Raw genomic sequence first — 15250 nt, 5'->3', positions numbered from 1 at the left:
AAGATCCGCGCATACCGCGCGGCACCCCGGGTAAGCGCCCGATATGGCCAGCATCGGATACTTCCTCGCAAGCGAACAGTTCGATCCGAAGCAGCTCGTCGACCAGGCCCGGCGCGCGGAACAGGCCGGGTTCGAGCGGCTGTGGATCTCCGACCACTTCCACCCGTGGCACGACGCGCAGGGGCACAGTCCCTTCGTGTGGGGCACCATCGGCGCGCTGTCGGAAGCCACCGACCTGCCGGTGACGACGGCGGTCACCTGCCCGACCGTGCGCATCCATCCGGCGATCATCGCCCAGGCCGCCGCCACCGCCGCCGTGCAACTGGACGGCAGGTTCGTGCTCGGTGTCGGCAGCGGCGAGGCACTCAACGAGCACGTCCTCGGCGATCCGTGGCCCGAGCCCGCCGTGCGGCTCGACATGCTCGAGGAGGCCGTGCACCTCATCCGGCGACTGCACCGCGGCGGCACGATCAGCCACCGCGGCAAGCACTTCCGGGTGCAGGAGGCTCGAATCTACACGCTGCCGCAGCGGCCCGTGCCCATCTACGTCTCCGGATTCGGCCCGCAGGCAACGGAATTGGCCGCACGCATCGGCGACGGCTACTGCACCGTCGCGCCCGACCGCCAGCTGGTGGACACCTTCCGCGGCGCGGGCGGCGGCACCAAACCCGTGCAGGCGGGCACCAAGGTCAGCTGGGACCGCGACGCGGAAGCCGGGCTCGAGATCGCCCACCGCCTGTGGGCCAACGAACTGCTCCCGGGTCAGCTGAACCAAACCCTGCCCCGCCCAGCCGATTTCGAGGCCGCGTCGAGCCTGATCGACAAGGAGTCCGCCCGCGACCACTTCGCCTGCGGACCCGACCCCGAGCGCCACATCGCCCACCTGCGCGGCTATCTCGACGCCGGCGTGGACGAGGTCTACGTCCAGCAGATCGGGCCCGATCTCGACGGCTTCTTCGCCGCCTACGAGAAGGACATCCTCCCGGCCCTGGCCTGATTCGCCGACACCACTCCCCAGGAGCCGCAATGACTTCCACGGACCTCTCGATCGCCGACCCGATCGCGGTGAGCGTCTATCGTTTTCCCACACCGGGTCCCGAAGCGGACGGCACCTTGCTCTGGGACGCCACGACGGCGGTGGTCGTCGAGCTGACCGCCGGTAATGAACGCGGGCTGGGGTGGACCTACAGCAGTCCCGCGACGGCCGAGGTCATCGGTCACGACCTCGCACCCATCCTGCGTGGGCGCTCGCCGTTCGACATTCCCGGCTGCCGCACGGCACTGCAACGCGCGTGCCGCAATATCGGCACCACCGCGGTGGTCGCGCACGCGCTGAGCGCGGTCGATATCGCCCTGTGGGACCTGAAGGCCCGGCTGCTGCGCGTGCCGCTGCCGGTCCTGCTCGGCGCCGCGCGGGCCGCCACCCCGGTGTACGGCTCGGGTGGTTTCACCAATCTCGCCGATGACGAACTCGCGGAACAGATTTCGCAGTGGCGCGGCGCGGGGTGCGAGGCGGTGAAAATCAAGATCGGGCAGGATCGCGGCGGCGCGATCGACCGCGACCTCGAACGCGTCGCCCTGGCCATCGAATTGATCGGCGACCGCGGCCGTTTGATGGTCGACGCGAACGGCGCCTACACGGTCGGCCGGGCGCGCCGGGTCGGCGCCGAGCTCGATCGCCGCGGCGTGGTCTGGTTCGAGGAACCGGTCACCAGCGACGACCCGCACGGCCTGGACCGGGTCCGCGCGGCGCTGCGGTGCGACGTCACCGCCGGTGAATACATCTGCGGCCGTTACGATGCCGCCGCGCTGATCGACGTGGTCGACTGCCTGCAACTGGATGTGACCCGCTGCGGCGGCTACAGCGGATTCCTTGAGTGCGCCGCCCTGGCGGCCGCCCACGGCCGCGACGTGTCCGCGCACTGCGCACCGGCCCTGCACGCACCGATCACCGCCGCCGTGCCGAATGTCCGGCATCTGGAATGGTTCATCGACCACGCCCGGCTCGAACCGACCCTGGTGGACGGCGCGCCCCGCGTCGCCGACGGTGTGCTGCCGCCACACGGCGCGCGGTCCGACCGCGGGCACGGCATGCGGATATCGGAAAAGGCTGCGGCATATCGTGTTTCGGCATGCTCCGATGCGGTGAAATCGTAGGTCTCGGGGTTCTCAGTGCCGTCGCAGGCGAGCGGCGAGCGATTCGGCGCGTTCGGCCAGCCACATCTGCGGGCTGCGCCAGTGCGCCTGCCCGTCGAACTCACCATGCGCACCGAAATCCGGTCCCCCGGCGCGGTCCACGGGCCGCCACAAATTGTTCTCCCGGCCGACCTTCCGGGCATCGGTCTGCTGCGAGTCATACCCGGTGCGGGCGAGATACCGATCCAGCACCGCGGGCGCCAGCCGCTGCGCCAGCACCGTGCCCACCGTGCTCGCCCCCACCCAGTACTGCTTGCGCCGGGGGTGCGCCGCCGCGAATTCGATGGCGTCGGCGAGGATTTCGGGCTGGTAGATCGGCGGCACCGGCTGCGGGTGCCTCGGCAGCCGCGACAGCACCCACGAGAACTGCGGCGTGTTCACCGCGGGGGCCTGCACCACGGTGATGTGAACGTTACTGCGATCGTGCAACAACTCGACCCGCACCGCCTCCACGAACCCGTTCACCGCATGCTTGGCGCCACAGTAGGCCGACTGCAACGGAATCGCGCGCTCCCCCAATGCCGAACCCACCTGGACGATCACACCCCGATCCCGCCCGCGCATCCGCGCCAGCGCCACCATCGTGCCGTACACCGAACCCAGATAGGTCACCTCGGTAACCCGCCGGAACTCCTCCGCCGTAATCTCGGCGAACGGCGAGAACACCGACGTGAACGCCGAATTCACCCACACGTCGATCGGCCCGAGTTCGCCCTCGACCCGCTCGGCCGCCGCCTCGACGGCCTCGAAATCGGCCACATCCGTCCGCACCGCCAACGCCCGCCCCCCGGCCGCCCGAACCTCCTCGGCCGCGGCCGCCAACCCCGCCTGCCCCCGAGCCAGCAACGCCACCGAAGCCCCCTCCCGCGCAAAGCGCCGCGCCGCCGCCCGCCCGATCCCCCCACTGGCCCCGGTAATCACCACCGTGCGCGACCGCCACTCAGCCATCGATCCTCCTCCACTCGAAACCGGCGAGATGCCTACCTGCGGTGGCATAGCTGCCACACCCGCGCACTACCCCGCACCCCGCACCGGTATGCATCCGAGCCGGACCCGATCAGCCGGTCGGATCCAGCAGCGGTGGAAGGCCGTCGAAGTAGGCGAGCAGGTTCTCCGGACGGGTGGCCCGCGATTTGGCCATCAGCTCATCCAGGGTGGCCCCGGCACGGGCGAGGTGTGCCAGACCGGAGTGCCGGAAATCGCTCAGATTCCAGCCCGTCCCGGACCCGTCGGTCGCCGTGGCGATATCCAATAATGCTCAAGCTTGGTCGTAGGACAATCGAGCGAGCCCGGTGTCGGGGCACAGGTCGTCATGGCTGCGGCCTTTGCCCGGTCCGGATCTGCGATGGGTGACGAACAGCGGCCCGCGGGTGCGGTTGCGGATGAGCGGCGGCAGCAGTCGAGCGGTACCCACGTCCCAGTAGACGAATTCGGCGCCTCTGGACACGATCGGGCAGCGGCGCCCGCGCAGGTCGAGATCTTCGATATTGACCTGCAGCAATTCCTCCGTGTGAGCGCATGTCTCGTACAGCATCCGCCACAGCGTCTTCTCCCGCAGGTGAACGTTGCGGTCGGCAATGAGCCGGTCGATCGCTCTGCGGGACCGGACCCGCTTCCGGCAATCCGACAGGGCGGGACGCCTGGGAACCGCCGGGACGGCCGGAGCGTCCCAACCGCGCTCCCGGCACCAGCTCAGCCACGTGTGTACGGCCGCGAGGCGCGCATTCCAGGTACTCGACGCGGCCTGCCCCCACAGACTCTCCAGTGCGGCACCGACTTCGGCGTCGGAGACCGTGGACAGCAGGCGACCCGGACCGATCCGATCGACCGCGCCGCGACCATCGATCTGCTCGGCCACCTTCATAACCGTAATTCCATAGGCCCGGCGCGTGTTGGGTGCGCTGATCGAATCCCGAAACGCCTCGGCGGCCGTACGAACTGTTCGAGGCACCGATCCCTCGCCCCGAATGATGATTGATGCCATGTCCTCACCTCTCTCGGCATCGCGAACGCAGTCGAGATCGGGTCACCACGATTACGGGGTCGAGTTCGACGTCGTCAGGTCCTCGAGATATCCGTTCTCGGTGGCCGGTACAACCGTGTTGGCGTTGGCGAATCGCAGCGACTCGATTTCCCACCGATGGTGGCCGCACACCGTGGTGAACAATGCCTTGTAATAGCGCACCGCGTTGTCGAAGTCGGCGCTCGGGAGCCACCTCAGCGAGTCGTACATGTCCGCCCCCGCCTCGTCGAACTCCTTCATGTTTTCATCGAATATGGCGCTCACGTGGCGGAAGGCTTCCAGCCTGGTGCATCTCTTTTCTTTCTGGACGACGAGCACCAGATTGTCGACGTCGCCCCGCGGTTCTTCTTTGTCGACCGAGTGGACGTCGTTGCAGAAGCATTGCAGATCGGCGATTATCCGGCGCTGCGTGCCCAATTCGGGAGAATGGAAAGCAACGGGGTTCACCTCGAAGTCTCCCGCTACCTCGCAAAAGTCCAGAACGGTCCGGGTGCCGCCCATGCCACGCCGGACATGCAAGAAGCGATCCATCGACGGGATCGATCCCCGGATTCTGTCCGTGGCCTCGTGCGGGTAGGAGGAAAAATAGTACTCCCAATTGTGGGCGGCCCGCGCGCGCCAAGCCGGTGACATGAGATCGATCGTTCTGTTCCAGACATCGGTGAAGGCGGTGATTATCGGCGGTGGGCCCGAGCGGGTGCGGGCCGGATCGTGAACGATGCGGATGAGATCTTCGCAGATCGCCGCCGCCCGTCCGGGGTCTCTTCCCATGGCGCCGTCGAATTGGTCGTCGAAGAGGAAGAAGAATGCCATGGCGTCGGTGCAGAGGTCGAGGCGCTCACCGCGCGCGTAGGGATACAGATAGCCTGTCATTTTCGCCATGTCCCAGGACGCGTACCACTGTTTTGCGCTGTCACTGTGTACCATTCCGGTGCGATACGCCCACTCCATATTCGCGCGCCGGGCGCGGTCTGTATCGGGGCTGAGCGGGGTCCACCGGGGGTACTCCCATTCGATATAGGTTCGACCGGAGGGAGCCGAATCCCTTTCCGTCGGACCGTCGGAGGATCGACGGTCGGCGCGGTCGAGCAACACCGGTCCCGGCGCGGGGATATCGAGCAGCCGCCGGAACGGCCGAGCGAACTCGGTGGGAATCGGATTCGCTTCGCCGGGTGCGGTGTCTACCCCGTTGGCCAGCGCGGCGACGCCGGACGCCGGGTTGTCGTAGGCGGTGGGCGGCACGGCGTTGACACCGAGCAGCCGCGCCACATCGGCGGCGGTGGTGCCGATTCCGGTGGGTCGGTAGGCGACGGGGAACGACGATGACATGAGATCTCCTAGACGAGTGCTACATCGACGTGTTCGAGCAGTGCGACGGCGTCGGGTACCAATACCGCGGCCGAGTAATAACCTGTCACCAGGTAGCTGGAAATGGCGTGCTCGTCGACACCCAGGAACCGTACGGTGATCCCGGCGTCGTATTCGTCGGGTAATCCGGTTCGATGCAGGCCGACGACACCCTGATTCTCGACACCGGTGCGCAGGGCGATGATCGATGAACTCTGAGTATCGGTGATCGGAATGTGCGGGCACGGGAAGAGCGGGACCCCGTTCCATGCCGTCACCGGTATGCCGCGAACACGAACCGTGTGCGGCCTGAGCCCTCGTCGGTTGCATTCGCGATGCAAGGCCGCGATGGCGCGGGGATGGCCGAGCACGAGATCGGTGTTCCGGCACAGGGACAGCAGCGTATCGATGTCGTCCGGGGCCGGTGGGCCGAAACGCGTGGACACGCGCTGGCCCTGGTCGACGTTGTGCAACAGCCCGAAATCGTGGTTGTTGATCAGCTCCCACTCGCCGCGTTCACGTATTTCCTCGACGGTCAGCCGCAACTGCTCGTCGAACTGGTCCATCGGATCGTTGTACAGATCTTGCACGCGGGTGTGGATACGCAGAATCGATTGCGTCAGCGATATCTCGTATTCGCGCGAGCCGATGTCGTAATCGACGAAGGTCCCCGGTACCACGGCCTCGCCACGATGGCCGGAAGAGATATCGATAATGGCCTCACCTTTGTCGTTGACCCGCAGCGCGGCATTGGTCATGAAGGCGGTGATGTGCTCACGCAGATCGGCATTGGCGTCGAAGATATCGAGAAATCCGTCCCAGGGTATGGTGACGACGGTGCCGGCGGTACGCGCGTATACCGTCGCCGACCAGGTCGGTTCCGATTGCAGGAGCGCCTCGTCGCCCAGGTGATCACCGTCGGTGAGAATACCGAGCACATGAGAACCCCCGTACGAGTCGGTCGCCACCCGTTCGAGACGTCCGTGAACGACGGCCAGCGCACACTGGACGGGCTGCCCCTCCCGGACGAGTACCTCACCCGCAACCACGGCACGCGGACGGCACCGTTCGGCGAGCTGCTTCAGCACATCCGTATTCCGGTAGCCGCGCAACACCGGTATTTCGGTGAGGGACTCGGGAACGACTCGGATATCGTCGGCGCCGAACCGCACGAAGGCGACGCGCCCACCGCTGTGACGTATGGTCCGGCGGCGGTTGACGCGGTAGGTACCGCCGGGGACTTCGACCCACGGTAACCGGTCGAGTAGCCAGCGCTCGGTAATGGCCGCCGTCTGCGGTGGCGTCTTGGTCGTGGTGGCCAGATTGCGGGCCGCCGCCGTGCCCAGCGAACGGGTGACGATATCTGCGAGGGTCATGGCTGCCTCACTGTCTCGGATGCGCGCGGACGGCTCGGATCGAGCCCGATTGTTTCGGTCCTGCGCCGCAGCCCGTTCCAGCCGAACCCGGATCCGTGGTATCGGGTTGTCTCCAACGACCAGCGCAGGTTGCCCGCGCACAACGAATTCAAGGTCCGCACATACAGGTGCAGGTCGGGTAGCAGCGGGTAGCGATGCAGCAGCGTGGCGCAGGCACCCGCCAGCTCCGCATCGGCGGCTCGGATGAGCTCGCCGGTAATGTCGACGGCCGCCTGCAATCGCTGGTTGTGGGTGTGGACCAGAACGGCCACGACATTGAAGAGATCCCCGTGGGTGTACTCCTTGCGGAAGGAGATCAGATCGTTGACCAGAAGAAGGTGCATTCCCGCCGCGCGCTGCGCGTGCTCCAGGTCGGGGTCGGCGACCATCGCCGGTGACAGTTCGATCCCATGGACGTATTCACCGCATGCCAGCAGCGGCCGGAATCCGAAACTGAGTTGCCGGATCTCGAGGTAGGTGTCGAAGTCGGGCAGCACGCCCCGGTCGATGTAGTCGCGCTCGGCGAGCATGCCGCGGAAGCAATCCCGCCACCCCTGTCGATAGCGGCGAAAGACTCCTGCGGGCATATTGTCTTCGAGCGTGGACCAGATGTCGGCGAACGCCGGTCCGTAGGGATGGCCGGTGGTCCATTCGTCGGCGATCTCGCCGAAGGCCGCGTGCTGTCGTAGCGCGAGGTCGTCCACTTCGAACATCAGGGACGTCATGCACGAGGAATGCACGAGACGGCTGGGCAGGCCGGTCGGATAGATCATCGAATCGAACAGTGCGTAGCGCCGCTCGAAGAACCGCGACATGGCCTCCGCCCCATCGAAGGGGACGAACCGACGGACCCAGGCCGCGTTGTCCTCGTAGATCATGGGGTATTCGGGGTTCACACGGGCGGGGGTCCGGCACACCGGGGCGGGAACGACATAGGCACACTCGGGCCGGGTCGGCACAGCGGTGGCGGTCATAGCCGACCCGATCGTCATGGCCTGTCCCCACATTCATCGACAAGCGGCGTAGCCCGGTGATCGAGGCGCCGTCGATGTTCGATCATCATGTGCCCCTGCTGGATTCGATCGCTATCGGCGTGGGGCGGCGACATTGACGTGCTCCATGATCCCGATCGCGTCGGGGACCAGGATCGCTGCCGAGAAGTACGCGGTGACCAGGTACGACATGATCGCGCGCTCGTCGACGCCCATGAACCGGACATTCAGGCCCGGCTCGACCTGGTCGGGAATGAGGGCGGGCCGCAAACCGATCACGCCCTGGTTGTCCTCGCCCGTGCGCATGGCGATGATCGACGAGGTCTGGGTGTCGCTGACCGGGATCTTGGGCAGCGGGAACAACGGCACTCCACGCCAGCACACCATGCGGCGCCCGCCCATGTCGGCCGTTTCCGGCACGAGCCCACGGTGGTTGCATTCACGGGCGAACGCCGCAATCGCTTTCGGATGCGCGAACAGCAGATTGGTGCCGCGCCGCATGGCCAGCAACTCGTCCATGTCGTCGGGTGTGGGTGGCCCGGAGTGGGTGGCGATGCGCTGGTCGTAGTCGGCATTGTGCAGCAATCCGAATTCGCGGTTGTTGACCAACTCCCATTCCTGCTTCTCGCGAATCTCCTCGATCGTCAGCCGCAACTGTTGTTCGACCTGGTTCATCGGGTCGTTGAACAGGTCGGCCACGCGCGTGTGCACACGAAGCACCGTCTGCGCCAACGACAATTCGTATTCGCGCGGCGTCAGCTCGTAGTCGACGAATGTGCTCGGGATCCGAGGCTCACCCCGGTGCCCCGAAGCGAGTTCGATGACGGCCTCCCCCTTGGAGTTGACGCGGCGGTTCGCGTCCGACATGAATGCGGTGAGGTGATCGCGAAGACTGGCCGACTGTGCCACGAGCTGGGTGTACTCCCGCCAGGGCAGAACGAGCAGTGTTCCCGAGGTGACGGCGCGGACGCTGGCCGTCCACAGCGGATCGGTCTGCATGAGGGCCTCGTCACCGAGATGGTCACCGTCGGTCAAGACTCCGAGCAACTCGGCGTCGCCGAAGCTACCCGTCGTGATCCGTTCCAGACGACCGTGCGCGACCAGGAACAACTCCTGCACCGACTGTCCCTCTTCAACGATCAGGTCCCCGGCCGCGAACTCACGCGGTGTCAGCAACTGCGCGGCCCGATTCAACACGTCCATATCGCCGTAGCCGCGCAGAATCGGAATCTCGGTGAGCGACTCCGGGATCACCCGGATGTCATCGGCACCGGTCTGGACGAACGACACCCGGCCTCGACCACGCCGGAACGCGAGTCGGCGGTTCACCCGGTACGTGCCACTGCCCACCGAAACCCACGGCAGCTCACGCAGCAGCCACCGCGAGGTGATGCCCGCCATCTGCGGCAGGGTTTTGGCGGTAGTGGCCAGATTGCGTGCGGCACGGGTACTCAGCGACAGCTGCGGCGCCGACTCGGCGGGCAGATCGGGCTGGTCGAAGGCGGTTTCGGGCTGTGCGGTCATGGCATTGCCTCTTCTTCGGTGAATGGATTGCCGCTCCGGTCGGTGCCGAGCGAATACTTGTGGTCGAGTAGCTGTGGCGAGGGATTTACAGATCGCGGCGAGCGACCAGCCGCGCCAGCACGGCCAGGTCATCGGCCGCCGAGCCATCGGGCAGACAGCGGAGGGCGCTCTCGGTCCGGCGTTCGGCCTGCTCACGAGCCCAGCGACGGCCCCCGGCGGCGTCGATCAATTCGGCGGCTCGAGCGACCCGACCCGACGACAGCGGAGCGGGGTCGCGATAGAGGAGACCGAGTTCCGCGGCTGCCGCCGTACCCGACAGCAGCGCGGCCACCACAGGCATCGTGTACTTCCTGTGAGCGAGATCATCGGCGGGTTTTCCGCTGATAGCCGGATCTCCCCAAATACCGATGAGATCGTCGGTCAGCTGGAATGCCATTCCCAGCTCACGGCCGAATCGATCCATGGACGACACCATTTCGGCGGAAGCGCCCGCACACAATGCTCCGAGCGCGCATGCGCACCCCATCAGGGCTCCGGTCTTGCTCATCGCCGTGCGTTCGCAATCGGCGAGGCTGCGCCGACTGTCGGCGGCGAGGCAATCCTCGTGCTGTCCCCGGCAAAGCTCGATCACCGTCGATTCGAGACGGTCCAGCGCGGGCCCGACCACCGGGTCGGCAAGCCGCGCGACCAGCACCTCGGCAGCCAATGCATGCAGACCATCACCCAGCAGCACAGCGTCCGACACCCCCCACAGCGCCCACACCGTCGATCGCCCCCGACGAGTCCGGTCGCCGTCCATCACATCGTCGTGAATCAGTGTGAAATTGTGGACCAGTTCGGCGGCGACGGCCGCGGGCGCGGCCGACTCGGGCTTTCCGCCGCACGCGATACAGGCACAGATCGCCAGGGCCGGTCGAAAGAGTTTTCCCACGTTCGCGCGGACCGGTACGCCTTGTGCATCACACCATCCGAGGTGGTAGCTCGCCATACGCCGCAAGGGTTCCGGCATCGACTCGACCGCTGAACGCAGCGGGGGTTCCACAATTCGTCGGGTAAGAGCGAGAATCTCCGCCGGCCGATGCTCCGGTGACGCGGAAGCACCGGCCGCAGTGAGTGTCGTCATTTCTGTCTTCTTTTCTTTGCACGCAGAATGAAGGACATGGCGCGTTATTATCGGAGCAGCGACTCGGAACTGCACCCTCCGACGACGAATGCTTCAGAGCGATTCGAAACTATTTTTCGACAGGCACCTGTCCGGCGATCAGGAATTCCGCAACCGCTATACGAATGATAGTACTTTATCAAGCTCCGACAAAATGCTAACCTCCAGCAATCCGTGATAATGTCGACCTGTATCGACCCCCGATCCGGCCCGGTGTATGCCGAAACAGACCGCATACCCGAGAACTGTCCGCTCGGAATGCGGGCGCAACGGGCTAATTCCCTCGAGAGACTGGACGGATTGTTCGATCATGAAGCGTTCGGCTACCTACCAGCAAGGGATTGCTGAGCGGCTTCGCCGCGCAGCCGACGGCCGAGCCGCGGCGCCGGATGGACTCACATCACCCGGTTCAGGCCGTTGCGGGCTTGCAACAGCGGAATCCGGTCGGGACGAAGAGGCTGAACTCGTCGAAGATCGCCGCCTGCACCGGGTCCAGGAAGCAGTCGGTGCGATCGTCGAGCGTCAGCGATCCGCGCAGCAGCAGGTCGAAGGCGTCGGCGATGCGGGCCAGCACGTCCGGATAGGTCCGGTACCGGGCGCCGTGCGCGCACAGAATATCGTCCACCCGCGGTGCGATATCGGTCGCGAGCATGTCGGCGGTGCGCGCGTAGGTCTCGATATCCGCGGTGGCGAGGTGGGCGTACATGGATCCGGTGCCGATGGTGTCGCCGGAGAACAGCAGTCGGTTCCGCTCGTCGAGCAGGCAGATCGAATCGATCGAATGCCCCGGCGTGTGCACCACGCGCAGTGCGCGGTCGCCGAGATCTATCTCCGAACCGTCGGTCAGCAGCCGCGTCGGCTCCACGGCCCGCACCGACCATCGGCCGGGATCGAAATCGGCCGGGAACGGGCGCATCCGCATCTCGGAGGCGAGAACGTTGAACCAGGCCCGGTCGACCACCTCGAAGGCGCGGTACTGCTCCTCCATCAGCGCGGTCGCCTCGAGATACCGCGGCAACCAGTGCGACGGCGGCCCCGCGCGATGAAGCGCGATCCCGTCCGGATGGAATGCCACCTCATCGAATTCGGCGTTACCACCGACGTGATCGAAATGATGATGACTGTTGACCACCGACACCGGCCGCCCGGTGACAGCCTCGACACATCGCCGAATGCTGGCCACCCCCAACCCGGTATCGAACAGAACGGCCCGCCGCGAGCCAACGATCAGGTAACTGTTGACATGCATCGGCTCAGCAATCAGATAAACCCCATCCCGCAGCCGCCGAACGGCAAACCAATCCTCGGTCACCACGCCTAGCCCTTCATCGCCGAAGCCGATTCGCGGCGAGACGCCATCGGCCGAGAAGTCGATCGTTTCCAGCTACCGCCGATCATGTAACCGGGTGCAGCTTAAGCTGCTCGAATAGCGACCGCAACCGGTGCGGAGACCCGATCAGCCATCACACAGCTACGACCCCGCGCCGACTCGGCCGACCATCCCGGTCTGCGCTCGGCAGTCGACGACCGCATCGCGTGCTTCATGGCCGAGTAGCCACGAGAATACCGTTTGTTGTCACGGACTCGCAAGCAACCAGTTCAATATCCACAAATCCAGTGTCGGTAAGCCAACTCTTGTACTCACCAGCCGAATAATTCCTGCCGCCGAGAGTTTCGACGACCATGTTCATCCCTACCAATGCAGCACGCGCGGGTCCCGTTCGGTCCTCGTCGAGCAGGTCTTCCAAAACGATAATCATGCCTCCCGATGGAAGAGCGTGAAAACACTTCCGGAGTAGCATCCGGCCGATTTCCTCGTCCCAGTCGTGCAACACTGCCGACAGACTGATGGTGTCGTATCCACTCGGAAGAGAGTTGTCTGCGAGGAAGTCTCCCGGCTCGGTCGAGACACGTTCTTCCAGTCCAGATGCAGCAATTTTCCGTTCGGCAATTTCACATACGAACGGCAGATCGAAGACCGCCGCCCGAAGATTCGGTACAGCTTTACACGCTTCGATCACCAGGGCACCTGATCCCCCACCGACATCCAGCAGAGCCTCCCGCTGCGCAAGCCCCGGCAGAGCGCGCGCCATCACGCGCCCCGTGAAGCTGGACATGGAATGCATGGCTTCCCAGAACATCGACAGCAAAAGGTCGTCATCCTGGTCGAAAACGCTGGCCTGTTCGTCCGGGTCCCACGTGGTCGGCCTATTCGTGCGCAGTGCCGTCGGAAGGTCGTGCCAGCCGGGATACCCACGACGATCGGCGTAACGAATGAACCCGCCGAAATAGTAGGGCAGCCCCTCAACCAGAAAAGCAGCCGACAACGGAGAATTCACATAACGCTCACCCTCTTTGTTCAACAACCCGAGGGAAGCACATGCCGTCAACAGCACATCCGCAGGCCGGTCCGCGATCTTCAACTTCGTCACGGCCTGCTCACGGGTCAGCCCACCGCAACGCTCCATCGCACCGAACAGACCGAGATCCACGGCCGCTGCCAACGTCTTTGCCGCCCAACCACCTTGGACCAACTCGAACAGCGGAATAGGGGTAACGCCTTCAGGAGATCCATTGCCCGACACCGAAGATCCGATATCCATACCACTCACCCGCAGCCTCCTTCGAGTCAGGACTGACGCCCCACCGCGCCACAAACGCCGACACCAGAATCAAACCCACACGGAACGGCCCGCGCCATAAGCGGCCTCCACCCTGCCCGGCGGGCCAGCTACCAGATAAGTCCCAACGGTAACATGAAACCACTGCGCCACAACGGCTTTCGGTGAACATACATGGATCTACCGACCCGGCCCGACCACGGCGATCTTCTTGGAGCCGGTGGCCTTCGGCAGCCCTCGATCGATGAGTATCTTCAAAAAGTCCAGGGTCTCGATCTGCTGCTATTCGACCCGGCAATACGGACCCGTTGGGCATGCGAGTCAGGGGGCGTGTCACCTGAAGTCAAGCCTCGGGTTCGAACCGTCCTTCGACAGTTTCCCGGGCTCCGAGAACCCCGTCCCCGTAATCTCGGTTGTCCGATGTTCCCAACTCGGCACCCATGGATCGCTGGCTCGACACATCGGATTCACCGCTGCCGGGAGTACGCTCTGCGGCGAGTCCGTTGCCTGGGTCCGGTCGCGGTAGAGGAGATTGGTTGAACCACAAGCTTTTCCGTCTGACAGCGCCTTGCGGGCGGCTGACCGTCGCCGCCTCACCCGAAGCGGGGCATCGAAATAAGTCGACCGCGAAATCGAGCGGTATGCGGCGTTTCGTCAGGGCTTGCGGAAGACTGGTGGTATGACTCTCGATCATGGGGATCCGGGCGATGCGCCGTCGATGCCTGCGCCGACCGCGCCGATCGTCAATCCGGTTCGTCCTTCGGCGGCCGAGGAGGCCAGAACCGTTGCGGCCGCGACCAATACCGCGACGCTGGCGAGTTTGAGCGAGGACGGCGCGCCGTGGGCGTCGTTCATCACCTACGGGCTGTTGGACGGACAGCCGGTGTTGTGCGTGTCGCGGTTGGCCGAGCATGGGCGCAATCTGACCGACGATCCGCGCGCCAGCGTGGCCATCGTTGCACCGGATCTGCCCGCGGACCCGTTGGCAGGCGTCAGAATTACCCTCGCCGGTGTCGTCGAACGGCCATCCGGGCAGGAGGCAGTCGCGGCGCGGGACGCGCACCTGGCGGCGGTGCCCGCGGCCAAGTATTACATCGACTACAGCGATTTCGCCCTGTGGATATTGCGAGTGCGCCGAGTTCGGTGGGTCGGCGGATACGGCCGGATGGATTCGGCCTCAGCCGACGAATACGCGGCGGCCACGCCCGATCCCATCGTGCCGATGGCGGCGCGGGCGGTCACCCATCTCAACGACGATCACGCCGACGCACTACTGGCAATGGTCCAAGCATTCGGCGGCTACCCCGATGCCATCGAGGCGGTCTGCGAACGCGCCGACCGCTACGGCCTGGACCTACGAGTGAACTGCCCACGCGGGATAGCCCGCACCCGAGTCGGATACTCGACGCCCCTGAACTCCATCGACCAACTGCGCGCGGCAACAGTCGAATTGACCCATTCCGCACGCGCAGCACTGGCCTGAACCAACCTACCGACGCGCCGATAGCAATACGGGGTGTGGACCCACTGGCCCACAATGTTCATGGCCGGATGCCATGCCCCAACCGTCGACAGCCACTCGTCGGCATCTCTGTGCGCTACTGGTAGTCGGCCCGCAACCCAGGCGGACCTCGACGCGCTGATCTTCGGAAGCCCGCACCTTCCCGTCCGCCCAGCATGAGAAGCGGCATCTCCGGAGCGGGACCACCACGTTGCCAGTAAATGACGCGTCGGGATACGGCGTCCAGCGGTCAGTTCCGTGTGGACGCCGCACCCCGGTATGCACAAGCTCGGCGATGAGCAGATCATCGCCATCGAGGTCGGCCCCGGCGGGAGCACAAACGAGTGCATCAGGTCTTCACGATGCGGACGGGCCACGAATAGTGTTGGACCCCAAGCAATATCGAACCACATCGCTCAGCACGGCGTCACTGTCCACGATGCCCCGACCTACTCCCATCCGCGGCGCC

13 protein-coding genes are annotated in these 15250 nt (G+C 65.3%); 3 read left to right on the top strand and 10 right to left on the bottom strand.

Annotated elements, in window-relative coordinates; genetic code table 11:
• Positions 1-43 precede the first annotated feature (43 nt).
• The gene (locus HPY32_RS30420) at positions 44-997 is read left to right on the top strand and encodes a TIGR03557 family F420-dependent LLM class oxidoreductase (RefSeq protein WP_067577972.1); all 954 of its coding nucleotides are present in this window, start codon (positions 44-46) and stop codon (positions 995-997) included.
• A gap of 29 nt (positions 998-1026) precedes the next feature.
• Positions 1027-2157, top strand: a complete 1131-nt coding sequence (locus HPY32_RS30415; RefSeq protein ID WP_067577970.1) for an enolase C-terminal domain-like protein — start codon at positions 1027-1029, stop codon at positions 2155-2157.
• A 12-nt stretch (positions 2158-2169) separates the two neighbouring features.
• On the opposite strand, the gene HPY32_RS30410 is transcribed toward HPY32_RS30415, so the two are convergent.
• The 10 genes from HPY32_RS30410 to HPY32_RS30370 all read right to left on the bottom strand — a co-directional run bounded on the left by HPY32_RS30410 (position 2170) and on the right by HPY32_RS30370 (position 13262).
• A complete protein-coding gene (locus HPY32_RS30410; protein ID WP_171983122.1) occupies positions 2170-3144 on the bottom strand; it encodes an SDR family oxidoreductase in 975 nt (324 codons plus the stop codon).
• Positions 3145-3253: 109 nt separating this feature from the next.
• On the bottom strand, positions 3254-3448 hold the full coding sequence (locus HPY32_RS44065; RefSeq protein ID WP_067577967.1) for a hypothetical protein: 195 nt from the start codon (positions 3446-3448) through the stop codon (positions 3254-3256).
• Between the two features lie 6 nt (positions 3449-3454).
• Positions 3455-4180: a site-specific integrase gene (locus HPY32_RS30405; RefSeq protein ID WP_197696329.1), complete on the bottom strand. Its 726-nt coding sequence runs from the start codon at positions 4178-4180 to the stop codon at positions 3455-3457.
• Positions 4181-4231: 51 nt separating this feature from the next.
• Positions 4232-5488, bottom strand: a complete 1257-nt coding sequence (locus tag HPY32_RS30400; RefSeq protein ID WP_156673857.1) for a terpene synthase family protein — start codon at positions 5486-5488, stop codon at positions 4232-4234.
• Between the two features lie 68 nt (positions 5489-5556).
• A complete protein-coding gene (locus HPY32_RS30395; protein WP_067577963.1) occupies positions 5557-6942 on the bottom strand; it encodes a family 2B encapsulin nanocompartment shell protein in 1386 nt (461 codons plus the stop codon).
• Positions 6939-7955, bottom strand: a complete 1017-nt coding sequence (locus HPY32_RS30390) for a terpene synthase family protein (protein ID WP_171983121.1) — start codon at positions 7953-7955, stop codon at positions 6939-6941. Before HPY32_RS30390 ends, HPY32_RS30395 begins: the two co-directional genes overlap by 4 nt.
• 111 nt (positions 7956-8066) lie before the next feature.
• On the bottom strand, positions 8067-9497 hold the full coding sequence (locus tag HPY32_RS30385; RefSeq protein ID WP_067577959.1) for a family 2B encapsulin nanocompartment shell protein: 1431 nt from the start codon (positions 9495-9497) through the stop codon (positions 8067-8069).
• Positions 9498-9582: 85 nt separating this feature from the next.
• Positions 9583-10539, bottom strand: a complete 957-nt coding sequence (locus HPY32_RS30380; protein WP_309247556.1) for a polyprenyl synthetase family protein — start codon at positions 10537-10539, stop codon at positions 9583-9585.
• Between the two features lie 529 nt (positions 10540-11068).
• The gene (locus tag HPY32_RS30375) at positions 11069-11908 is read right to left on the bottom strand and encodes an MBL fold metallo-hydrolase (RefSeq protein WP_156673855.1); all 840 of its coding nucleotides are present in this window, start codon (positions 11906-11908) and stop codon (positions 11069-11071) included.
• A gap of 292 nt (positions 11909-12200) precedes the next feature.
• A complete protein-coding gene (locus HPY32_RS30370; RefSeq protein WP_067577953.1) occupies positions 12201-13262 on the bottom strand; it encodes a methyltransferase in 1062 nt (353 codons plus the stop codon).
• A 697-nt stretch (positions 13263-13959) separates the two neighbouring features.
• Between HPY32_RS30370 and HPY32_RS30365 the strand changes: the two genes are divergently transcribed.
• Entirely contained in the window at positions 13960-14763 is an 804-nt protein-coding gene (locus HPY32_RS30365; RefSeq protein WP_067577951.1) for a HugZ family pyridoxamine 5'-phosphate oxidase, read from the top strand.
• Positions 14764-15250 lie beyond the last annotated feature (487 nt).

The organism is Nocardia terpenica (assembly GCF_013186535.1).
Taxonomy (GTDB): Bacteria; Actinomycetota; Actinomycetes; order Mycobacteriales; family Mycobacteriaceae; genus Nocardia; species Nocardia terpenica.
The sequence above is the reverse complement of the archived record's forward strand: the minus strand, read 5'-3'. Positions and strand labels throughout refer to the sequence as shown.

Coding starts and splice junctions, on each gene's coding strand:
- HPY32_RS30420 (WP_067577972.1), top strand. CDS start 44: ATGGCCAGCATCGGATACTTCCTCGCAAGCGAACAGTTCGATCCGAAG.
- HPY32_RS30415 (WP_067577970.1), top strand. CDS start 1,027: ATGACTTCCACGGACCTCTCGATCGCCGACCCGATCGCGGTGAGCGTC.
- HPY32_RS30410 (WP_171983122.1), bottom strand. CDS start 3,144: ATGGCTGAGTGGCGGTCGCGCACGGTGGTGATTACCGGGGCCAGTGGG.
- HPY32_RS30405 (WP_197696329.1), bottom strand. CDS start 4,180: ATGGCATCAATCATCATTCGGGGCGAGGGATCGGTGCCTCGAACAGTT.
- HPY32_RS30395 (WP_067577963.1), bottom strand. CDS start 6,942: ATGACCCTCGCAGATATCGTCACCCGTTCGCTGGGCACGGCGGCGGCC.
- HPY32_RS30390 (WP_171983121.1), bottom strand. CDS start 7,955: ATGACCGCCACCGCTGTGCCGACCCGGCCCGAGTGTGCCTATGTCGTT.
- HPY32_RS30385 (WP_067577959.1), bottom strand. CDS start 9,497: ATGACCGCACAGCCCGAAACCGCCTTCGACCAGCCCGATCTGCCCGCC.
- HPY32_RS30375 (WP_156673855.1), bottom strand. CDS start 11,908: ATGCATGTCAACAGTTACCTGATCGTTGGCTCGCGGCGGGCCGTTCTG.
- HPY32_RS30370 (WP_067577953.1), bottom strand. CDS start 13,262: ATGGATATCGGATCTTCGGTGTCGGGCAATGGATCTCCTGAAGGCGTT.
- HPY32_RS30365 (WP_067577951.1), top strand. CDS start 13,960: ATGACTCTCGATCATGGGGATCCGGGCGATGCGCCGTCGATGCCTGCG.